The sequence below is a fragment of the Pseudomonas sp. NPDC086278 genome (assembly GCF_050280905.1).
GTDB lineage: Bacteria > Pseudomonadota > Gammaproteobacteria > Pseudomonadales > Pseudomonadaceae > Aquipseudomonas.
Genome location: NZ_JBNNWE010000057.1, coordinates 1 through 20,218 on the forward strand (window position 1 = coordinate 1; position 20,218 = coordinate 20,218).

20 protein-coding genes are annotated in these 20,218 nt (G+C 59.0%); 10 read left to right on the top strand and 10 right to left on the bottom strand.

Going from position 1 to position 20,218, the window contains the following annotated elements; genetic code table 11:
* Positions 1-204 precede the first annotated feature (204 nt).
* On the bottom strand, positions 205-1,404 hold the full coding sequence (gene tyrS, locus ACQKP4_RS18035; RefSeq protein WP_427635013.1) for a tyrosine--tRNA ligase: 1,200 nt from the start codon (positions 1,402-1,404) through the stop codon (positions 205-207).
* Positions 1,405-1,616: 212 nt separating this feature from the next.
* On the opposite strand from tyrS, the gene ACQKP4_RS18040 reads away from it, so the two are divergent.
* Positions 1,617-3,035 (top strand): peptidoglycan DD-metalloendopeptidase family protein, encoded by a 1,419-nt coding sequence (locus ACQKP4_RS18040; RefSeq protein WP_427635014.1) that lies wholly within the window; start codon positions 1,617-1,619, stop codon positions 3,033-3,035.
* A 3-nt stretch (positions 3,036-3,038) separates the two neighbouring features.
* A complete protein-coding gene (locus ACQKP4_RS18045) occupies positions 3,039-4,130 on the top strand; it encodes an anhydro-N-acetylmuramic acid kinase (protein WP_427635015.1) in 1,092 nt (363 codons plus the stop codon).
* A gap of 67 nt (positions 4,131-4,197) precedes the next feature.
* On the opposite strand, the gene erpA is transcribed toward ACQKP4_RS18045, so the two are convergent.
* Positions 4,198-4,548, bottom strand: coding sequence for an iron-sulfur cluster insertion protein ErpA (gene erpA, locus ACQKP4_RS18050; RefSeq protein WP_007947969.1), 351 nt, complete (start codon positions 4,546-4,548; stop codon positions 4,198-4,200).
* Positions 4,549-4,717: 169 nt separating this feature from the next.
* On the bottom strand, positions 4,718-5,752 hold the full coding sequence (gene argC, locus ACQKP4_RS18055; protein ID WP_427635016.1) for an N-acetyl-gamma-glutamyl-phosphate reductase: 1,035 nt from the start codon (positions 5,750-5,752) through the stop codon (positions 4,718-4,720).
* Between the two features lie 134 nt (positions 5,753-5,886).
* Here argC and hemJ point away from each other — a divergent pair, with 134 nt between their 5' ends.
* The 6 genes from hemJ (at position 5,887) to coq7 (ending at position 10,386) form a co-directional block, all read left to right on the top strand.
* Positions 5,887-6,315, top strand: a complete 429-nt coding sequence (gene hemJ, locus ACQKP4_RS18060) for a protoporphyrinogen oxidase HemJ (protein ID WP_427635017.1) — start codon at positions 5,887-5,889, stop codon at positions 6,313-6,315.
* 33 nt (positions 6,316-6,348) lie between these two features.
* On the top strand, positions 6,349-7,317 hold the full coding sequence (locus tag ACQKP4_RS18065) for an NAD(P)H-dependent flavin oxidoreductase (protein ID WP_427635018.1): 969 nt from the start codon (positions 6,349-6,351) through the stop codon (positions 7,315-7,317).
* A gap of 92 nt (positions 7,318-7,409) precedes the next feature.
* Positions 7,410-8,387 carry a DUF805 domain-containing protein gene (locus tag ACQKP4_RS18070; protein ID WP_427635019.1) on the top strand — a complete coding sequence of 326 codons (978 nt, stop codon included), beginning with the start codon at positions 7,410-7,412 and terminating at the stop codon, positions 8,385-8,387.
* Positions 8,388-8,449: 62 nt separating this feature from the next.
* Complete coding sequence (locus tag ACQKP4_RS18075) at positions 8,450-9,238, top strand: SDR family NAD(P)-dependent oxidoreductase (protein WP_427635020.1); 789 nt, start codon at positions 8,450-8,452, stop codon at positions 9,236-9,238.
* Between the two features lie 81 nt (positions 9,239-9,319).
* Positions 9,320-9,658, top strand: coding sequence for a histidine triad nucleotide-binding protein (locus ACQKP4_RS18080; RefSeq protein ID WP_007947975.1), 339 nt, complete (start codon positions 9,320-9,322; stop codon positions 9,656-9,658).
* A gap of 80 nt (positions 9,659-9,738) precedes the next feature.
* On the top strand, positions 9,739-10,386 hold the full coding sequence (gene coq7, locus ACQKP4_RS18085) for a 2-polyprenyl-3-methyl-6-methoxy-1,4-benzoquinone monooxygenase (protein WP_427635021.1): 648 nt from the start codon (positions 9,739-9,741) through the stop codon (positions 10,384-10,386).
* Between the two features lie 171 nt (positions 10,387-10,557).
* Here the strand turns inward: coq7 and speD are convergent, their stop codons facing one another.
* Together speD and ACQKP4_RS18095 are read right to left on the bottom strand one after the other, a co-directional pair.
* Positions 10,558-11,352 carry an adenosylmethionine decarboxylase gene (gene speD, locus ACQKP4_RS18090; protein ID WP_427635022.1) on the bottom strand — a complete coding sequence of 265 codons (795 nt, stop codon included), beginning with the start codon at positions 11,350-11,352 and terminating at the stop codon, positions 10,558-10,560.
* Between the two features lie 239 nt (positions 11,353-11,591).
* Positions 11,592-12,014 carry an OsmC family protein gene (locus ACQKP4_RS18095; RefSeq protein WP_007941657.1) on the bottom strand — a complete coding sequence of 141 codons (423 nt, stop codon included), beginning with the start codon at positions 12,012-12,014 and terminating at the stop codon, positions 11,592-11,594.
* 242 nt (positions 12,015-12,256) lie between these two features.
* Here ACQKP4_RS18095 and crp point away from each other — a divergent pair, with 242 nt between their 5' ends.
* Positions 12,257-12,901: a cAMP-activated global transcriptional regulator CRP gene (crp, locus tag ACQKP4_RS18100; RefSeq protein ID WP_427635023.1), complete on the top strand. Its 645-nt coding sequence runs from the start codon at positions 12,257-12,259 to the stop codon at positions 12,899-12,901.
* Here crp and ACQKP4_RS18105 read toward each other — a convergent pair.
* The 4 genes from ACQKP4_RS18105 to ACQKP4_RS18120 form a co-directional block, all read right to left on the bottom strand.
* Complete coding sequence (locus tag ACQKP4_RS18105) at positions 12,898-13,599, bottom strand: lipoate--protein ligase family protein (protein WP_427635024.1); 702 nt, start codon at positions 13,597-13,599, stop codon at positions 12,898-12,900. The genes crp and ACQKP4_RS18105 overlap by 4 nt on opposite strands.
* 145 nt (positions 13,600-13,744) lie before the next feature.
* Positions 13,745-14,581: an indole-3-glycerol phosphate synthase TrpC gene (gene trpC, locus ACQKP4_RS18110; RefSeq protein ID WP_427635025.1), complete on the bottom strand. Its 837-nt coding sequence runs from the start codon at positions 14,579-14,581 to the stop codon at positions 13,745-13,747.
* Entirely contained in the window at positions 14,578-15,627 is a 1,050-nt protein-coding gene (trpD, locus tag ACQKP4_RS18115) for an anthranilate phosphoribosyltransferase (protein ID WP_427635026.1), read from the bottom strand. Before trpD ends, trpC begins: the two co-directional genes overlap by 4 nt.
* A gap of 9 nt (positions 15,628-15,636) precedes the next feature.
* Complete coding sequence (locus ACQKP4_RS18120; RefSeq protein WP_007980194.1) at positions 15,637-16,230, bottom strand: aminodeoxychorismate/anthranilate synthase component II; 594 nt, start codon at positions 16,228-16,230, stop codon at positions 15,637-15,639.
* 407 nt (positions 16,231-16,637) lie between these two features.
* Here ACQKP4_RS18120 and estP point away from each other — a divergent pair, with 407 nt between their 5' ends.
* Complete coding sequence (gene estP, locus ACQKP4_RS18125) at positions 16,638-18,548, top strand: esterase EstP (protein WP_427635027.1); 1,911 nt, start codon at positions 16,638-16,640, stop codon at positions 18,546-18,548.
* Between the two features lie 182 nt (positions 18,549-18,730).
* On the opposite strand, the gene trpE is transcribed toward estP, so the two are convergent.
* Positions 18,731-20,212 (bottom strand): anthranilate synthase component I, encoded by a 1,482-nt coding sequence (gene trpE / locus ACQKP4_RS18130; protein WP_427635028.1) that lies wholly within the window; start codon positions 20,210-20,212, stop codon positions 18,731-18,733.
* Positions 20,213-20,218 lie beyond the last annotated feature (6 nt).

The following is a 20,218-nucleotide window of genomic DNA, read 5'->3' on the forward strand; positions in this document are numbered from 1 at the left end:
CGTCAGCGGGAGGCGAATTCTACAGCGTTACTCGCTGCTGTCAACACCTCTTTTTCAACTCCCTTTCGGCTTCGATGACCTGAAGCAACTCACTGTCGAAAACCGCGTAACTCATTGTTTACCAAGGAGTTTTCCGTTTCGACTGCGCCGGAAGTGGGGCGAATTATAGACGTCCAGAATCTGCCGTCAACCCTTAATTCCAGCTTATTCAGATTTGAGCGTAATACGCGCAAATGCCTTCTTCCCAGCCTGGCAGACATGAGTCGCGCCGAGTACGTATATAAAGGTGCGATCGACCACCTCACCATCTATCCGCACACCACCCGAACCCAGCAGATCACGCGCCACTGCCGAGTTCTTCACCAAGCCAGCCTTATTAAGGACGGCGGCAATCGGCATGTCTTCGGCAGCGGTCAATTCGATCTCTGGCAGATCATCCGGCAGCTCACCTTCTTTCATTCGGTTACCGGCCGCACGATGAGCATTGGCCGCAGCCTCTTCACCATGGAAGCGCGCGACAATCTCTTCAGCCAGCTTGATCTTGATATCGCGAGGGTTAGCACCCGCCTCGACGTCAGCACGGAACGCAGTGATCTCTTCCATGGAGCGGAAGCTGAGCAATTCGAAATAACGCCACATCAGCGCATCAGGAATAGAAACCAGCTTGCTATACATAACGCCCGGCGCTTCCTGGATACCGACATAGTTGCCCAACGACTTGGACATCTTCTTAACGCCATCCAGCCCCTCGAGCAACGGCATGGTCAGGATGCACTGAGGCTCCTGACCATAACCACGCTGCAGCTCACGCCCCATCAACAGGTTGAACTTCTGATCGGTGCCGCCCAACTCGACATCCGCGCGCAAGGCAACCGAGTCATAACCCTGAACCAGCGGATAAAGAAACTCGTGAATGGCGATTGGCTGATTGGTCGTGTAGCGCTTGTCGAAGTCATCCCGCTCAAGCATGCGAGCCACGGTGTATTGCGAAGTCAGGCGAATGAAGTCTGCCGGCCCCATCTGATCCATCCAGGTGGAGTTGAACGCCACTTCGGTTCTAGCCGGATCAAGAATCTTGAAGACCTGGGTCTTGTAGGTCTCGGCATTCTCGAGAACCTGTTCACGGGTCAGCGGAGGACGCGTTGCGCTCTTGCCGCTCGGATCACCAATCATCCCGGTGAAGTCACCTATAAGGAAGATCACCTGATGCCCCAGCTCCTGGAACTGGCGCAGCTTGTTAATAAGCACGGTGTGACCCAGGTGCAAATCCGGCGCGGTCGGATCGAAGCCAGCTTTAATACGTAGCGGTTGGCCACGCTTGAGCTTTTCGATCAGCTCGGACTCGACCAACAGTTCTTCCGCACCACGTTTTATCAGCGCTAGCTGCTCTTCAACCGACTTCATAACAGACCCGCAAGGCTCGAATTCAAAGGGGACCAACCATACAAGATCACGCGTCAAATACAAAGTTTGGCCGGCGCAATGACGCCAATCCGCCGGCAGAGTAACCACGGACTTGCTTCAGAGATGATTTGGTTATATTTTATACAGTTATTTCATCTTCATCATGTCATTCATCTTTTCCAATTCATCTTTTTCAAAGTCAAAAATTACCTATGACCAAAGAATCGTCTAAAGCGCCGCCGCTTTACCCGAAGACCCACCTGCTCGCAGCAAGCGGCATCGCCGCCCTTCTGAGCCTGGCGCTTCTGGTATTCCCTTCCAGCGATGTAGAAGCCAAAAAGACCACCCTGAGTCTTGAACTGGAAAGCCCTGCTGAACAACTGACACAAGATCAAGACGCTGCTGACGCCGCTCAAGCCACAAATGAGCCAGTAGCCTCCCCTTTCGCACAGATCGAAAACACCGCCGAAGAGCCTCAAGAAACCGCCCAGGCCGCGCCCGCGCCAGTGGTCGAAGAAAAGAAGGGCCCCAATCACAGGGAAGTGATCGTCGCCAAAGGCGACACGCTTTCCACCCTGTTTGAGAAAGTCGGCCTCCCGGCTGCTTCAGTGCATGAAATCCTCGCCAGCGACAAGCAGGCCAAACAGTTCAGCCAACTCAAACACGGCCAAAAACTCGAATTCGAAGTCAGCCCCGACGGCCAACTGACCAACTTGCACAGCAAAGTCAGCGACCTCGAAAGCATCACCCTGACCAAGAATGACAAGGGCTATACATTCAATCGGATCACCGCCAAACCGACCGTGCGCTCAGCCTATGTTCACGGCGTGATCAATAGTTCGCTGTCGCAATCCGCCGCTCGCGCCGGCCTGTCGCACAGCCTGACCATGGACATGGCAAGCGTGTTCGGCTACGACGTCGACTTCGCCCAGGATATTCGCCAGGGTGACGAGTTCGACGTGATCTACGAACAGAAAGTCGTCAACGGCAAGGCTGTCGGTAATGGCCCGATCCTCTCCGCGCGCTTTACCAACCGTGGCAAGACCTACACCGCCGTGCGTTACACCAATAAACAAGGCAACAGCAGCTACTACACCGCCGACGGCAACAGCATGCGCAAGGCGTTTATTCGCACGCCAGTAGACTTCGCCCGCATCAGCTCGAAGTTTTCCATGGGCCGCAAACACCCGATCCTGAACAAGATTCGCGCCCATAAAGGCGTGGACTACGCAGCGCCACGCGGCACGCCGATCAAGGCCACCGGCGACGGTAAAGTGTTGCTGGCGGGTCGTCGTGGAGGCTACGGCAACACCATCATCATTCAGCACGGCAACACCTACCGCACGCTGTACGGCCACATGCAAGGCTTCGCCAAAGGCGTGCAAACCGGCGGCAACGTCAAGCAGGGCCAGGTGATCGGCTACATTGGCACCACTGGCCTCTCCACTGGCCCGCACTTGCACTATGAGTTCCAGGTCAACGGTGTCCACGTCGACCCACTGGGTCAGAAACTGCCAATGGCCGATCCGATTGCCAAAGCCGAACGCTCGCGCTTCCTTGCCCAGAGCCAACCGTTGATGGCTCGCATGGACCAAGAGAAAGCCACCATGCTGGCTTCGAGCAAGCGCTAAGCCATGACCCTATATATCGGTGTAATGTCCGGAACCAGTCTCGATGGCCTGGACATCGCACTGGTCGAGTTGACCCCGGCGATCAAATTGATCGCCACACACTACATTCCCATGCCCGAATCCCTGCGCGTCGAGTTGCTTGGCTTGTGTTCCAGCGGCCCGGACGAGATAGTCCGCTCCGCCATCGCCCAGCAAAACTGGGTGAAGCTTGCGGCACAGGGCATTCACACCCTCCTCGATCAGCAAACCCTCAAGCCCGGGGACATTCGTGCGATTGGCAGCCACGGCCAGACCATCCGCCACGAACCGGCGCGCGGTTTCACTGTGCAAATCGGCAACCCCGCCCTGCTGACCGAGCTGACGGGCATCACCGTGGTCAGCGACTTCCGCAGCCGTGATGTTGCCGCTGGCGGACAAGGCGCGCCACTGGTCCCCGCGTTCCACGAAGCCTTGTTTGATGAACACGCGGGCAATCGCGCAGTACTGAACGTAGGCGGCTTTAGCAACCTCAGCCTGATTGAACCCGGCAAACCGGTTGCAGGCTTTGACTGCGGGCCGGGCAATGTCTTGCTGGACGCCTGGATTCACCAGCAGCGCGGCGATCACTTTGATCGCGACGGCCAATGGGCTGCCAGCGGCCAGACCGAAAAGGTGTTGCTGAATGAATTACTGAGCGATCCGTTCTTCGTGACCAAAGGCCCCAAGAGCACCGGCCGTGAGGTGTTCAACCTGCCATGGCTGACGCAGCACCTCGCAAATCTGCCGACGTTCGCTGCCGAAGACGTGCAAGCGACCCTGCTCGAGCTCACCGCGCTAACCATCGTGGAGTCGCTCCAACAGGCTCAATCCAACACTCAGGAGTTGCTGGTCTGTGGCGGCGGCGCGCACAACACTGCGCTGATGAAGCGCTTGGCCGACTTGCTGCCGAATGCAAAAGTCAGCAGCACCGCCACTCACGGCGTGGACCCGGACTGGGTCGAAGCCATGGCCTTCGCCTGGCTGGCCCATTGCTGCCTCGAAGGCATCGCCGCCAATCGCCCGAGTGTCACCGGCGCCCGCGGCCTGCGCGTACTCGGCGCTATCTATCCGGCCTAAGCGTCAGACAGCAAAACGCCGCAGGGCCCGAAGGCCATGCGGCGTTTGACAATGCAATGAAGCGCGATCAGATCGAGAACGAAGAGCCGCAGCCACAAGTAGTGCTGGCGTTCGGGTTCTTGATCACAAAACGCGAACCTTCCAGACCTTCCTGATAATCCACCTCAGCACCGGCCAGGTACTGGAAGCTCATCGGATCAACCACCAGACTTACGCCTTCGCGCTCGACGATGGTGTCGTCATCGGCCACTTCTTCATCGAAGGTGAAGCCGTACTGAAAACCTGAACAACCGCCGCCCGTAACGAATACGCGCAGCTTCAAGCGATCATTCCCCTCTTCATCGACCAGGCTCTTCACCTTGTGCGCGGCACCGTGGGTGAATTGCAAAGCCGTGGGGGTGAAGGATTCGACGCTCATGCTGACTATCTCCCGGCGCTACGCCGCCATAATGCGTGATGACGCGCATTATCCGCTTCTCCTAGAAAATCGGTCAACTATTGTTACGGTATATCAATCAAGCCAATTGTCAGACACAACATGCAAAAAGGCCCGTTCAACGGGCCTTTTTGCTGAGCGCGATAAAGCCTTACGGCAGCATGCCCGCGTGGGACAAGCCCAAGCGCTCATCGAGACCAAACAGGATATTCAGGTTCTGTACCGCCTGCCCCGACGCGCCTTTGACCAGGTTGTCGATCACCGACAACACCACCACCAGATCCCCGTCCTGTGGACGATGCACCGCGATCCGGCAAACGTTGGCACCCCGCACGCTGCGGGTTTCCGGGTGACTGCCGGTCGGCATTACATCGACGAACGGTTCGTTGACGTAGCGCTTTTCGAACAACGCCTGCAGATCGACCGAACGATCCACGACGGTCGCGTAGAGCGTCGAGTGAATGCCGCGAATCATTGGCGTCAGGTGCGGCACGAAGGTCAGCCCCACCTCTTTGCCCGCCGCGCGACGCAGCCCCTGACGGATTTCCGGCAAGTGACGGTGACCTTTGACCGAGTAGGCTTTCATGCTTTCCGATGTCTCGGAATACAAAGAACCGACGGAAGCGCCACGCCCAGCACCGCTGACGCCGGATTTGCAGTCAGCGATCAGGCGCGAAGTATCGGCAAGGCCCGCTTCGAGCAATGGCAGGAAACCCAATTGCGTAGCGGTCGGATAGCAACCCGGCACCGCGATCAGGCGAGCATCCTTGATTTGCTCGCGATTGACTTCCGGCAGACCGTAAACCGCTTCTTCCAGCAGCTCCGGCGCACCGTGCGGCTGGCCGTACCATTTGGCCCATTCGGCAGAATCTTGCAGGCGGAAGTCCGCCGACAGATCGATGACCTTGGTCCCGGCCGCCAGCAGTTCGCCGGCCAGCGCGTGGGCAACACCGTGCGGGGTAGCAAAGAACACCACGTCGCAAGCACCCAGGGTCTTGATGTCCGGAACGCTGAACGCCAAACCGTCGTAGTGGCCTCGCAGGTTCGGGTACATATCAGCCACGGCCAGACCGGCCTCGGATCGGGAAGTGATCACAACCACTTCAGCTTGCGGATGCTGCGCCAACAGACGCAGCAGTTCGACACCGGTGTAACCCGTGCCGCCGACGATACCGACCTTGACCATAAACCTGCCCTCAACGAACCCACTGGAAAGCCGTCGATGATAGGGCCCGTATCGTCCTGCGACAACCGGCAAGGTGACGTGCGGCGGCTCAAGCCTCTACTATCCAGCCACCGTGAACCTGGGAATAACTAAAAATGCTTTATCTATGGCTCAAAGCTTTTCACATCGTCAGCATGGTCTGCTGGTTTGCCGGCCTGTTCTACCTGCCGCGCCTCTTCGTCTATCACGCACAAAGCGAGGACAGTGTCAGCAAGGAGCGCTTCAGCATCATGGAGCGCAAGCTGTATCGCGGCATCATGGGCCCGGCGATGATCGCCACGCTGGTTTTCGGCATCGCGCTGATCTACCTCAACCCGAGCATCTTCAGTCAAGGCGCGTGGATTCACGCCAAACTGACGCTGGTCGTGCTCCTGATCGGCTATCACCACATGTGCGGTGCACAGGTAAAACGTTTTGCCCGTGGCGAGAACACCCGCAGCCATGTCTTTTATCGCTGGTTCAATGAAGTGCCGGTTCTGATATTGCTGGCTATCGTAATTCTGGTCGTGGTTCGACCGTTTTAACTCCAATAAGCGCAACTCACCGGGGTACTTCCAATGTCGCTGCCCGCTTTGCTTGAACAACGCCTGCGCCTGCCTGTCGTGGCGGCGCCAATGTTCCTGATTTCCAATCCGCAACTGGTGCTCGCCTGTTGCCGTAACGGCGTGGTCGGCAGCTTCCCTGCGCTGAACCAGCGCGAAAGCAGCGGCTTCAAGGCCTGGCTGGAGGAGATCGAAGCGGGCTTGGCGACGCTGGAGAATCCGGCGCCCTATGCGGTCAACCTGATCGTTCACAACAGTAATCCGCGACTGCAAGCGGACCTCGATATCTGCATCGAACACAAAGTACCGATCGTGATCACCAGCCTCGGCGCGGTGAAAGAACTGGTCGACGCGGTTCATGGTTATGGCGGTCTGGTGTTTCACGACGTGACAACCCGTCGTCATGCCGAGAAAGCTGCCGAAGCTGGCGTCGACGGTTTGATCGCCGTCGCTGCCGGCGCCGGTGGCCACGCCGGAACCTGGAGCCCGTTCTCGCTGATCGCCGAGATCCGCCAGTTCTTCGACAAGACCTTGCTGCTCGCCGGTTGCCTCAACCACGGCCATGAAATTCTTGCCGCGCAATTGCTTGGCGCGGATCTGGCCTACTTCGGCACACGATTTATCGGTACCACCGAAAGCCATGCGCCTGACGCCTATAAAGAGATGTTGCTGACCTCCAGAGCCGCAGACATCGTCCATACCCCGGCAGTGTCGGGAATACCCGCGAGCTTCATGCGCCAGAGCCTGGAAGCCGCCGGCTTCGACATGGCGGCGCTACAGGCCAAAGGCGAGGTGAACTTCGGTTCCAAACTCAAGCCGCTGAACGATGAAGCCAAAGCCTGGAAAACCGTGTGGTCGGCAGGCCAGGGCGTCGGTGAAATCGATGATTTGCCGAGTGTCGATCAACTGGTCGCACGGCTGGACGCGGAATACCGCCAGGCACTGGCACTGGCGGCACAGCTGCCGAAACGCTGGCCGCGCTGAAATGAAAATTTGGCCAGCCCGCCCCGGCTGGCTTTACACTCCACTTCGGTAACATTTCCTCATTCAAAAATTCGCGACAAGGATGCCTCGCAATGAGCGACAACCGTTTCAAGATCGTATTCGACGGCGCGCTGTTGCCGGGCGTCGACATCACCACGGCCAAATTGAATCTCGCTGCGTTGTACAAAAGCGAAGTGGCTGCCGTCGAGCGCTTGTTCACCGGCAAGACCGTGACGCTCAAGCAAGGTTTGTCGCAGGTTGAGGCGCAAAGCTACCTCCAGGCGCTGACGAAAACCGGCATCGATCCGCGCATCGAGAGCGAGCCGTCCATTGATCTGAACCTGGCCGACGCTCACGAACACGTTCCCGCCAGCCGCCAACCGATATTCGCGGAACCGGCCTCCCCGTACGCCCCGCCCCAAGCCATCGTCGGGGAAAACCTGCCAGCATTCGCCACGCTCAAGCCATTCAGCGTCGAAGGCCGCATCGGTCGTTTGCGTTATCTGGCCTGGTCAATGGCCCTGACCCTGGTGCTGCTGCCCGTCGGCTCGGTATTGGCGATCCTGGCCTTCGCCATCATCAGTGCCGATTCGACCGCAGGCTTGATCGTCGGTGGCCTGGTCGCGTTCTTCCTGTGGATCGCGGTTATGGTCGTCAGCATTCAGTTCGGTGTTCAACGCTTGCACGACATCGGTTGGTCCGGCTGGCTCTGGCTGCTGTGCTTTGTACCGTTCGTGGGCGGTTTCTTCCCGCTTGTCATCATGGTCGTGCCCGGCACCAACATCGCCAACCGCTACGGTGCGCCACCTCCGCCTAACACCACAGCAGTCAAAGTGCTGTCTTTGCTGTGGGTCGTATTCATCGCCGTCGTGTTCATCGGCGTGTTGGCCGGCGGTCTCACTGCCATCCAGAACGAATACGAAAGCGCGGCTGAAACCAGTTACGAAAGTGGCTCGGTGACCACCGATGAAGTTGAAGTCGAACCGGCCGACGAGGCGCAGCAAGTGCCTGATTCTGCAGACGATGAAGCCGAAGAACCCTCGGCCCCTGTAGACTCTGCGAAAGAATGAACAGCGCTCCCCGCCCGTGACACCTGCGTCGCCGGCGCGGAGCTGTTGCGATGGAGAACTGCATGACCCGTTACGCTCTGATCACTGGCGCCTCCGGCGGCATCGGCCTGGCGATGGCCGAAGCGTTGGCCCGCCGAGGCCGCAGCCTGATTCTGGTGGCCCGACAACGTGATCAGCTGGAAAGTATCGCGATTGAACTGACTCAACGGTTTGGCGTGGAAGTGCTGTTCCGCGCCTGCGACCTCGGCGAGCCATTGCGGCTTTCCGGGTTTCTGCTGGAACTGGAAGAAGGTGACCGCCAGATCGACTTGCTGGTGAACTGCGCCGGCATGGGCACCTGCGGCCCCTTTCTGGCGCAGGACTGGATGACCGAACAAGACCTGATCGAAGTGAACATCCTGGCCCTGACTCGGCTGTGCCATGCCCTCGGCAACAGCATGGCCTTGCAGGGTGGCGGGCAGATTCTGAACGTGGCCTCGGTAGCGGCATTTCAACCTGGCCCGTGGATGAGCACTTATTACGCGAGCAAAGCGTACGTGCTGCATTTCTCCGAAGGGCTGCGCGTTGAGCTGAAAAACTGCGCGGTCAAGGTTTCGGTGCTCTGCCCCGGCCCGACCCGCACCGGTTTCTATCGCACCGCGCAGTTGAACACCGACAAACTCGCCGACAGCAAATTGCTCATGAGCCCCGAGGAAGTCGCGCTTTATACCGTGCGCGCGCTGGCGAAAAATCGCGCAATCATCATCCCGGGGCGGCGCAACCGCTGGTTTGCCTTCCTGCCAAGACTCGGCTCGCGCTGGCTGATCCGCACCGTTACCGGCATGATCAACAAGGCCTACTGCCCGCGCTGATCGACCTTCAAGGCAAAAGGCTGGGCTCGGGGAGAACCCATGAGTACACTCAGGCCAGCCCAAACAATGGAGAAAACAGCTGTGGATACTCTGTTCACCAAGATCATCAACCGGGAAATCCCGGCCAAGATCATTTACGAGGACGACCAGGTACTGGCCTTCCACGACATCGCCCCACAGGCACCGGTGCACTTTTTGGTGATTCCAAAAAAGCCGGTGCGCACCCTCAACGACCTCACCGAGGAAGACAAGGCACTGGCCGGGCATATCCTGTTCACCGCCCAACGTCTGGCGCTGGAACTGGGCTGCGAAAAAGGCTTTCGCGTTGTCATGAACTGCAATGAAGAAGGTGGGCAGACGGTCTACCACATTCATATGCATGTGCTCGGTCAGCGCCAGATGCACTGGCCGCCGGGCTGATTGCAGCGCAATGACCCAGCGCAAACCTTCCCCGGCCGATTGGGTTAAACTCACCGCCGAGATTCTTCCCGGAGGTCAGCATGCCTACCCAACGTCACTACTCGCCGATTGACCGACTTCTGCTGCAAGCCGATGCCGCGATGCGTACCTTGCTGCCCTTCAGTGGCCAGCCGTACCGTCCGTCGCCGGCGATCGTGCAGCCGGATACGCAAATGAGCGACGAAGACACCCGGCACGTCGCCGGGCTGATGCGCATCAACCACACGGGCGAAGTCTGCGCCCAGGCGTTGTATCAGGGGCAGGCCCTGACCGCGAAGCTGCCGCACGTGCGCGCCGCCATGGAGCATGCCGCCGAAGAAGAAATCGATCACCTGGTCTGGTGCGAACAACGCATCCATCAGTTGGGCAGCCACACCAGCATTCTCAATCCGCTGTTCTACGGCATGTCGTTCGGGATTGGTGCGGTGGCCGGGTTGATCAGCGACAAAGTCAGCCTCGGCTTTGTTGCCGCCACCGAACATCAAGTCTGCAAGCACCTGAACGAACACCTTGAGCAATTGCCGGCAGAAGACGAAAAGTCCCGGGCGATTCTTGAGCAGATGCGAATTGATGAAGAACATCACGCTGAAAGTGCGCTGGATGCGGGGGGTTTTCGTTTTCCGGCACCGGTGAAGTTCGGGATGAGTTTGTTGGCCAAGGTGATGACCAAGAGTACGTACCGGATTTAACTGATCGGTTGCCTGGCACGGCCTCTTCGCGAGCAAGCCCGCTCCCACATTGGAATGCATTTCAAATGTGGGAGCGGGCGTGCTCGCGAAGGCCATCACCCGTCTATCAGGCCGACCACAATAAAAAAGGCGACTGCCGTGAGGTAGTCGCCTTTTTTGTACTCGAAAATCTTAGGTCGGCATGTTGCGTGCGTAGAAGATTTCGAGCATTTCGTGTTTCACACGATCCGTCACTTGAGCACGTTGCTCAGGGGAAAGACTGCTGGTGGCGTCGCCGAACAGGTAGTTGTCCAGTTCAAAGTTCTTCAGCAGCATCTTGGTGTGGAACAGGTTTTCCTGATACACGTTCACGTCCGTCATCTGGTACGCATCGCGCGTGTCTTCGGACAGGTAGTTCTGGATCGAGTTGATTTCGTGATCGATGAAGTGCTTCTTGCCTTCGACGTCACGAGTGAAGCCGCGCACGCGATAGTCCACGGTCACGATGTCCGAATCGAACTGGTGAATCAGGAAGTTGAGCGCCTTTAGCGGTGAAATGACACCACACGTCGACACGTCAATGTCCACACGGAAGGTTGCAATACCGTCCACCGGATGGATTTCCGGGTACGTGTGCACCGTGATGTGGCTCTTGTCGAGGTGGGCCAGGATGATTTCGGGCAGCGGGCCCGGAGACTCTTCGATCTGGCTGTCGGTCGGGGTCACCGGCTCTTCAGAGATCAGAATCGTGACGCTGGCGCCCTGGGGGTCATAGTCCTGACTGGCGATGTTCAGGATGTTGGCACCAATGATATCGACAACTTCTGTGAGGATCTGCGTCAGGCGCTTCGCGTTGTACTCTTCATTGATGTACTCGACGTAAGCCTGCTGGTCTTGCGGGGTTTCCGCGTAGCAGATGTCATAGATGTTGAAGCTCAAGGTCTTTGTCAGGTTATTGAACCCGTGGAGCTTGAGTTTGCTTTTCACCGTTAAAAACTCTCTATGTATTGCGGCCCGGGCCGCGTGATCAAGCATGCCCGTCAGATGCGAACGACGCACCTGCGTAGGACGGTTAACACCTCTTCGCGATGGCGATTTTGGTTGTCTGTTCGGGTGTGCGGCCTGCCTGTCGACGGGCCACTACCCTGAAAAAAGTGGCGCATTATGCAGACGTCGGCTTGGGATCGCCAGAGTCTGCACTGCTTTTATGATAGTTGAATGTCGATTCAACCGAGTTCGATGATCTCGTAGTCGTGAGTGATGGCCACGCCCGCCGCGCCGAGCATGATCGACGCCGAGCAATACTTCTCGGCCGACAACTCGATGGCGCGTTTGACCTGGGCTTCTTTCAGGCCCCGGCCTTTAACCACGAAGTGCATGTGAATCTTGGTGAAGACCTTCGGGTCTTCGGTCGCGCGCTCGGCTTCGAGGAAGGCTTCGCAGCTTTCAACCGCCTGACGGGACTTCTTGAGGATGCTGACCACGTCGAAGTTACTGCAACCGCCGACACCCAGCAGGAGCATCTCCATCGGCCGGACACCCAGGTTGCGACCGCCGGCATCGGGCGGACCGTCCATGACCACAACGTGACCACTGCCGGATTCACCGAGGAACATGGCTTCGCCAGCCCATTGGATGCGTGCCTTCATCGCCAAGACTCCACTGTCTAAAAAAGGGTCGCCAGCTTAGCACAGGGCCCCTGTTTCACAGCGCCTGCCCTTCCTAGGACGTATTCCCGGATGTTGTAGGTAAATTCTCGAATCTTGTAGGAACTGTCTGTTAAGCTGGCGCCAATTCGCTGGCGCATAGCCAGCTATCAAGCGAATGCAAAAATCGCGATTCCCAATACTCACTACACCACGACACCGTGAAGTTTTTTCGGGATACAACCATGGTTGCTATTACCCCAACACCCAAAATCAAGAACCTCGACAAGTTGTTGATGCATTGCCAGCGCCGCCGTTACGCGGCCAAGAGCAACATCATCTGCGCCGGCGATCACTCGGACACGCTGTTCTTCATCATCAAGGGCTCGGTGACGATCCTCATCGAGGATGACGACGGTCGCGAAATGATCATCGCCTACCTGAACTCCGGGGATTTTTTCGGTGAGCTGGGTCTGTTCGAACAGGCCGGCCAGGAACAGCAGCGCAGCGCCTGGGTGCGCGCCAAGATCGAATGTGAGGTCGCGGAGATCAGCTATGCGAAATTCCGCGAACTGTCCCAGCAAGATCCGGACATTCTTTACGTCCTCAGCGGACAAATCGCACAACGACTACGCAACACCACACGCAAGGTCGGCGACTTGGCGTTCTTCGACGTGACCGGTCGTGTCGCCCGTTGCCTGCTGGAACTGTGCAAGCAACCGGACGCCATGACTCACCCGGACGGGATGCAGATCAAAGTGACCCGGCAGGAAATCGGACGGATTGTCGGTTGTTCGCGCGAGATGGTCGGTCGCGTGCTCAAGGACCTTGAAGAACGCAACCTGGTGGACGTCAAAGGCAAGACCATGGTGGTCTTCGGCACGCGCTAGGCCCGGAACATATCTGCCAGCAATTGGCGATACAGCGCCTCCAGCCGCCCGAGTGCATCGGGCGCGGCAAACTTCTCATGCAGGGCGATGTGGCTTTCGGCGCGAACCCGCTGCTCCAGGCCGCAGGCTTCATTGAAACGATTGACCGCCGCAACCATCGATTCCCGCTCGTTATCCAGCAGCAACGCACCGTGCACCAGGCCGACCGGACGTGTACCGCCCTTGCTCTGGCGCCAGCGCTGCGCGGTGCCGACCATTTTGCGGCCGTCGAGGTTGACGTTGAAGCGGCCATCGCAAAACGCGCCATCCACTTCGCCCAAAGACGATACGCCGCCCAGCTCATCCAGCAACTGGCAAATCGGATCGCAGAGCCGGCGATAGGCGGTTTCGATGCGGTTCTGGTCGCCTTCGCTGCGCGGCGCCGCGTAGACCAAGGCGATGTTGATGGTGGAGGCCGATTGCGGGACGGGTTCGCCGCCGGTTTCACGCAGCAGGACTGGCCAGCCAGCGGCGGCTGAGACTTCACATGCGGGTTCGAACTGTGGCAGGCGATTCAAGCGCCGCGGCATGACCAGTGCACGGTCATTGGGTTGCCAGAACAGCAGGCCGAATTCCGAGTCGCCGGTGCAGACATGAGCCAGCAGATCCTGCTCGGCTTGCAGGCCGGCTTCGGTGGTCAGGGACGTAATCAGGGTCATAAGGATTCCGTAGGACCTTAAGTCTGTGGTGAGTCTTATGTCACCTTCGCGAGCCAGCCCGCTCCCACATCGGGCCTGTGTTCACAGTACTAATGTGGGGGCGGGCGGGCTCGCGCAGGGCGCGCCTCGGTTTGCCAGCCTGCACTCAATCGAGTGTAGAACCACTCACCGCTGCGCCACGCTCCGGGAAGAACAACCGCTGCAACTCGGTGCCCGGATTTTCGGCGCGCATGAACGCTTCGCCGACCAGGAACGCATACACGTCGCTGATCTCCATCAGCTCGACATCGGCCCGATTGAGGATGCCGCTTTCGGTGATCACCAAGCGATCGCGCGGAATGCGCGGCAGCAGGTCAAGCGTGGTTTCCAGGCTGACATCGAAGGTGTGCAGGTTGCGATTGTTGACGCCGACCAACGGCGTGTCGAGGGTCTTCAAGGCCCGCTCCAGTTCGTCGCCGTCGTGAACTTCCACCAGCACGTCGAGGCCGACGCTTTTCGCCACCGCCGCCAGCTCGGCCATTTTCACGTCATCCAGCGCGGAGACGATCAACAGCACACAGTCAGCGCCCAACGCGCGGGCTTCAACGATCTGGTAAGGATCGATCATGAAGTCCTTGCGGATCACCGGCAGTTTGCACGCCGCACGCGCCTGTTGCAGGTAGGCATCGGCGCCCTGGAAGTAATCGATATCGGTCAGCACCGACAGACACGTCGCGCCGCCCTTCTCGTAACTTCTGGCGATGTCGGCTGGCAGGAAGTTCTCGCGAATCACGCCTTTGCTCGGCGAGGCTTTCTTGATTTCCGCAATGACTGCCGGCTGCTTCAGTTTGGCCTGGGCAATCAGTGCCTGAGCGAAACCACGGGGTGCATCGGCCGCCTTGGCCAGACTTTCCAGCTCCGCCAGACTCACGCGAGCGCTACGCTCGGCAACTTCCTGGACTTTGCGGGCCAGAATGTTTTCCAGAACCGTCGGTACACTCATCCCTCATTCTCCACTTTGAATACCGCGGTAAATGCACCCAACTCCTCAAGCTTTTCCCGAGCGAGGCCGGTGTGCAGCGCATCGTGCGCCAGGGCAACGCCCTCTCTCAAACTGGTCGCCAGGTCGGCGGCATACAACGCCGCACCGGCATTGAGCACAATCATCTCGGCCGCTTTCTGGCCGTTCTCGGTCTTGCGCTTGCCCAGGGCATCGCGAATCAGCTCCAGGGACGCGGCCGGGCTGTCCACCGACAGACCGTGCAGGCTCTGGCTCTTCATGCCCAAATCTTCGGGCTCGACCCAATACTCGGTGATCTGGTCGTTTTTCAGCTCCGCGACAAAGGTCGGCGCAGCCAGACTGAATTCGTCCAGACCGTCCTTCGAATGCACCACCAGCACATGCTTGCTGCCCAGACGCTGCAAGACTTCGGCCAATGGCCGGCACAGCGTCGGAGTGAACACACCCACCACCTGATGTTTCACACCGGCCGGATTCGTAAGCGGGCCGAGCATGTTGAACAGGGTACGCAGGCCAAGATCCTTGCGCGGGCCGGCCGCGTACTTCATGGCGCTGTGGTGGGTCTGGGCGAACATGAAACCGATGCCGACGTTGTCGATGCAGCGCGCCACTTGAACCGGGGTCAGGTTCAGGTAGATCCCCGCCGCCTCCAGCAGATCGGCGCTGCCGCTCTTGCCCGAAACGGCACGGTTGCCGTGTTTGGCCACGGTGCAACCCGCGGCGGCGACGACGAACGAGGACGCCGTCGATACGTTGAAAATATTGGCGCCATCACCGCCGGTGCCGACCACATCGACCACGCCGTCGAGGGTCTTGAGTTCAACCTTGTCGGCCAGCTCACGCATCACCGAGACCGCGCCGACGATTTCGTCGATGCTTTCGCTCTTCATGCGCATGGCCATCATGAACGCGCCGATCTGCGCGTCCGAGCATTGCCCGGTCATGATTTCACGCATGACATCGCGCATTTCTTCGGTGCTGAGGTCGAGGTGATCGACGATACGGCTCAGGGCTGTCCTGATATTCATGAAAAGTCCTTAGCGCGTGCCGCCGGTTTGTTTGAGGAAGTTGGCGAACAGCTCATGGCCCTGTTCGGTGAGGATCGATTCAGGGTGAAACTGCACGCCTTCAATATTCAGCGTCTTGTGGCGCAGGCCCATGATCTCGTCGACCGAGCCGTCTTCGAGCTGGGTCCAGGCCGTCAGCTCCAGGCAATCGGGCAGGGTTTCGCGCTTGACGATCAACGAGTGATAACGCGTCACCGTCAGCGGACGGTTCAGACCTGCAAATACGCCCTTGTCCTCGTGGAATACCGGGCTAGTCTTACCGTGCATCACTTGACGGGCGCGGACCACATCACCGCCAAAGGCCTGGCCGATGGATTGATGGCCGAGGCAGACGCCAAGAATCGGTAGTTTGCCGGCGAAATGCTTGATCGCTTCGATCGAGATGCCGGCTTCGGTCGGGGTGCAAGGACCGGGGGACACCACGATGCGCTCGGGGTTGAGGGCTTCGATTTCAGCAATGGTGAGTTCATCGTTGCGCACGACTTTGACCTGGGAGCCTAGCTCACCGAGGTACTGCACAACGTTGTAGGTAAAAGAGTCGTAGTTATCGATCATCAGCAACATGGCGTGTGGAACCTCTTGAATTCACTGACTTTAAAGATGACCTTCGGATGATTGCCCGCAGCGCGCTGCGCTTTGTCAGGTGCTGGAGTGGCGCCAGCAAAGCGGCATTTCAAACGGGTAAAGAAGGTAAATCGGTACAGGTCCGGCGGTGCCGGCAAAAGAATTCAGGCGCGCCAACGCCAGCGGGCGTGTGCCTTGATGACTTGATCCAGGGGTTTACTGATGATCAACACGGGGAAGGTCTCATTCATACGTCTCGGCACAGTAACTTAGCTGGGCAGAGCGTGCAATATGGCCGGGGCTGTTGCTCGCGATTCAATAGAAGGCTTCGCGACCGATGGCAAAAGGCCGAAAGTTTTTGGTACTGTCGTTTCGTTCACTACAACAATAAATAAACGGACTTGCTCATGATCAAACAGACGTTGTTCGTACCGCTCGCAGGATGCCTGCTCTCGATTGCCTGCGCCCAGGCGATTGCAGCGCCTAATCCCTACACCAATTTCGTGGTTTTCGGCGACAGTCTCAACGACGCCGGGACCTTCGCCGACCCGGGCGGACCTGCCGGGTCGACGCAGCGTTACACCAACCGGACGGGCCCGATTTATCTGGATGGCAGCGGCGAAGTCCGTTCGCTCAACTCCACGCAGATACTGGGCGGCAAACTGGGCTACTCGGCGGACCAGACCGCTTCATCGTCATCGGCAGTGCGCGCCAGCAATGGCCAGCCCGACGGCAACAACTGGGCGGTCGGCGGTTATCGCACCGACCAGATTCTGGATTCGATCACCAGCACCTCCGACACCGGCGCCCGCACCCGCGCCGGCTATCTGCCATCGAATGGCTTTCGAGCCGACCCCAACGCGCTGTATTACCTGTCCGGTGGCGGCAACGACTTCCTCCAGGGCCGCGTGACCAGCCTGACGCAAGCCAACGCCGCCGCCGACCGCCTGGCCGACAGCGTGCAGACGCTGCAAACCGCTGGCGCCAAATACATCATGGTCTGGCTGCTGCCGGACATCGGCCTGACCCCGGCAATCAATGGCAGCCCGCTGCAAGCGTTCACCTCGCAGCTCAGTGCCCAGTTCAACACCGAACTGGTGAGCCGCCTGCAGAACATCAATGCCGAAGTGATTCCGCTGAACATCCCGTTGCTGCTCAAGGAAAGTTTTGCCAACCCGGCGCAGTTCGGCCTGGCCACCGACCAGAACCTGACCGCGACGTGCTTCAGCGGCAGCGGTTGCACCGAGAACGCCCGGTACGGCATCAACAGCGCCACCCCGGACCCGACCAAGCTGATCTATAACGACGCCGTTCACCCGACCGAAGCCGGGCAACGCCTGATTGCCGATTACGCCTATTCCCTGCTGGCCGCACCGTGGGAATTGACGCTGTTGCCGGAAATGGCCCAAGGCACCGTGCGCGCGCATCAGGATGAATTGCGCAATCAATGGCTGGCCGATTGGGAGAACTGGCAAGGCGTTGGCCAATGGCGCGCAATTGTTGCCGGCGGCGGCCAGCATCAGGATTTCGATGATCAGGACAGCGCCGTCAGCGCTGACGGCAACGGTTACAACCTGAACATCGGCGGCAGCTACCGCCTCAACGACGCCTGGCGCCTCGGTGTGACGGCGGGTTTCTACAACCAGAAACTCGAGGCTGGCACCAACGACTCCGACTACAAGCTCAATACCTACCTGGGCACAGTGTTCGCCCAGTATCAGCAAAACCGCTGGTGGGGTGATGCGGCGTTGACGGCCGGGCACCTGGACTACGACAGCCTCAAGCGTAAATTCCAGCTGGGCGTCAACGAACGCGGCGAAAAGGGCGATACCAGTGGCTACGTCGAGGCCTTCAGCGCCCGTATCGGTTATGACATTGCGCAACAGGCGAGCAGCCCGTGGCATCTGTCGCCGTTTGTCAGCGCCGACTTCTCCAAGGTCAAAGTCGATGGCTACTCGGAGAACGGTGCTGATTCCACCGCGCTGACTTTCGCCGATCAGGAGAGCATTTCCAGACGTCTGGGCATCGGTTTCCAGGGCAAGTACCAGATCACTCCGCAAACCCAGGTCTTCGGCGAAATCGCTCACGAGCGTGAGTACAACGACGATACCCAGGACGTGGCGATCAACCTCAACAGCCTGCCGAACAACCAGTTCACGCTGGAAGGCTATACCCCGCAAACCAACCTGAACCGGGTGAACCTGGGGGTGAGCCACAACCTCACCAAGGACCTGGCACTGCGCGCCAGCTACAACATTCGCAAGGATGATGACTTTACCCAACAGGGCGTCAACGTGGGTGTCAGCCTGGACTTCTAAATCCCAGGCAAAAAGCGCTCACCATAAAAAATGCGGTGCCCTCACAGGCGCCGCATTTTTTTATGGTGGCAATGCTCTTGTGGGAGCGGGCTTGCTCGCGAAGGCGGTGTGTCATTCAACAGTGATGCTGACTGGCAGGGCCTCTTCGCGAGCAAGCCCGCTCCCACAGGGTGTGGGTGAAATTAACTGGCCGGGGTTTGCTCGGCCAATGCCACGGCACGGAACATGGCGCGGCGCTTGTTCAGGGTTTCTTCCCACTCCAGCGCGGGCACCGAATCGGCGACGATGCCGCCACCGGCCTGCACATGCAATTCGCCATTCTTGATCACTGCGGTGCGAATCGCGATTGCGGTGTCCATGTTGCCGTTCCAGGCGAAATAACCGACCGCGCCGCCGTAGACGCCCCGCTTGACCGGTTCCAGTTCGTCGATGATTTCCATCGCCCGAATCTTCGGCGCGCCAGACAAAGTCCCTGCCGGCAGAATCGCCCGCAACGCGTCCATCGCCGTCAGCCCCGCCTTCAGTTGCCCGGTGACGTTGGAAACGATGTGCATCACGTTGGAATAACGCTCGATGACCATTTTCTCGGTGAGCTTCACCGAGCCGATTTCCGAAACACGACCGGTGTCGTTACGACCCAGATCGATCAGCATCAGGTGCTCGGCGATTTCCTTGTCGTCCGACAGCAAGTCTTTTTCCAGCGCCAGATCAGCCTCTTCGTTGGCCCCGCGTGGGCGGGTGCCGGCAATCGGGCGCACGGTGATCAGGTTGTCTTCAACGCGCACCAGCACTTCCGGCGAACTGCCGACGACGTGGAAGTCGCCGAAGTTGAAGAAGTACATGTAAGGCGTCGGGTTGAAGCAGCGCAGCGCCCGGTACAAGTCGATAGGCGCAGCCTTGAAGTCGATCGACATACGCTGCGACGGCACGACCTGCATGCAGTCACCGGCGAGGATGTATTCCTTGATGGTGTCGACGGCTTTTTCGTAATCGTCCTGGGTGAAGCTGGAACGGAACACCGGATCAGCGGATTGTTGCTTGCTGAAGTCCAGGCCACGGCGCGGCGTGATCGGCTGGCGCAGTTTTTCCAGCAGCTCTTCCAGACGGGCCTGGCCCTGCTCGAAGGCATCGGCCTGCGCCGGATCGGCCAGCACAATCGCGTGCATCTTGCCGGCGAGGTTGTCGAACACCACCACCGCGTCGGAGACCATCAGCAAAATGTCCGGCACGCCCAGCGGGTCCGGGTTCGGGCACTTGCCCAGACGCTTCTCCACATAACGCACGCAGTCATAACCGAAGTAACCCACCAGGCCGCCATTGAAACGCGGCAGGCCAGCAATGGTCGGGACGTTGTAGCGAGCCTTGAATTCCTCGACGAAGGCCAGCGGATCTTCGGCTTCGTGACTTTCGATCTCGACGCCGTCGTGGGTCACGCTGATGTGGTGATCGTGAACCCGCAACACGGTGCGGCACGGCAGGCCGATGATCGAGTAACGGCCCCACTTCTCCCCGCCCTGTACCGATTCCAGCAGGTAGGAGTTCGGCTCGTCGGCCAGTTTCAGGTAGATCGACAGCGGCGTGTCGAAGTCGGCCAGGGTTTCGCAGGCCAACGGGATACGGTTATAGCCGGCAGCGGCCAAACGCAGGAATTCTTCGCGGATCATGGGGTA

Coding starts and splice junctions, on each gene's coding strand:
- trpD (WP_427635026.1), bottom strand. CDS start 15,627: ATGAATATCAGGACAGCCCTGAGCCGTATCGTCGATCACCTCGACCTC.
- argC (WP_427635016.1), bottom strand. CDS start 5,752: ATGGTCAAGGTCGGTATCGTCGGCGGCACGGGTTACACCGGTGTCGAA.
- trpC (WP_427635025.1), bottom strand. CDS start 14,581: ATGAGTGTACCGACGGTTCTGGAAAACATTCTGGCCCGCAAAGTCCAG.
- estP (WP_427635027.1), top strand. CDS start 16,638: ATGATCAAACAGACGTTGTTCGTACCGCTCGCAGGATGCCTGCTCTCG.
- ACQKP4_RS18095 (WP_007941657.1), bottom strand. CDS start 12,014: ATGAAGGCACGCATCCAATGGGCTGGCGAAGCCATGTTCCTCGGTGAA.
- hemJ (WP_427635017.1), top strand. CDS start 5,887: ATGCTTTATCTATGGCTCAAAGCTTTTCACATCGTCAGCATGGTCTGC.
- ACQKP4_RS18065 (WP_427635018.1), top strand. CDS start 6,349: ATGTCGCTGCCCGCTTTGCTTGAACAACGCCTGCGCCTGCCTGTCGTG.
- erpA (WP_007947969.1), bottom strand. CDS start 4,548: ATGAGCGTCGAATCCTTCACCCCCACGGCTTTGCAATTCACCCACGGT.
- ACQKP4_RS18075 (WP_427635020.1), top strand. CDS start 8,450: ATGACCCGTTACGCTCTGATCACTGGCGCCTCCGGCGGCATCGGCCTG.
- ACQKP4_RS18040 (WP_427635014.1), top strand. CDS start 1,617: ATGACCAAAGAATCGTCTAAAGCGCCGCCGCTTTACCCGAAGACCCAC.
- tyrS (WP_427635013.1), bottom strand. CDS start 1,404: ATGAAGTCGGTTGAAGAGCAGCTAGCGCTGATAAAACGTGGTGCGGAA.
- crp (WP_427635023.1), top strand. CDS start 12,257: ATGGTTGCTATTACCCCAACACCCAAAATCAAGAACCTCGACAAGTTG.
- ACQKP4_RS18045 (WP_427635015.1), top strand. CDS start 3,039: ATGACCCTATATATCGGTGTAATGTCCGGAACCAGTCTCGATGGCCTG.
- trpE (WP_427635028.1), bottom strand. CDS start 20,212: ATGATCCGCGAAGAATTCCTGCGTTTGGCCGCTGCCGGCTATAACCGT.
- ACQKP4_RS18070 (WP_427635019.1), top strand. CDS start 7,410: ATGAGCGACAACCGTTTCAAGATCGTATTCGACGGCGCGCTGTTGCCG.
- ACQKP4_RS18105 (WP_427635024.1), bottom strand. CDS start 13,599: ATGACCCTGATTACGTCCCTGACCACCGAAGCCGGCCTGCAAGCCGAG.
- ACQKP4_RS18120 (WP_007980194.1), bottom strand. CDS start 16,230: ATGTTGCTGATGATCGATAACTACGACTCTTTTACCTACAACGTTGTG.
- coq7 (WP_427635021.1), top strand. CDS start 9,739: ATGCCTACCCAACGTCACTACTCGCCGATTGACCGACTTCTGCTGCAA.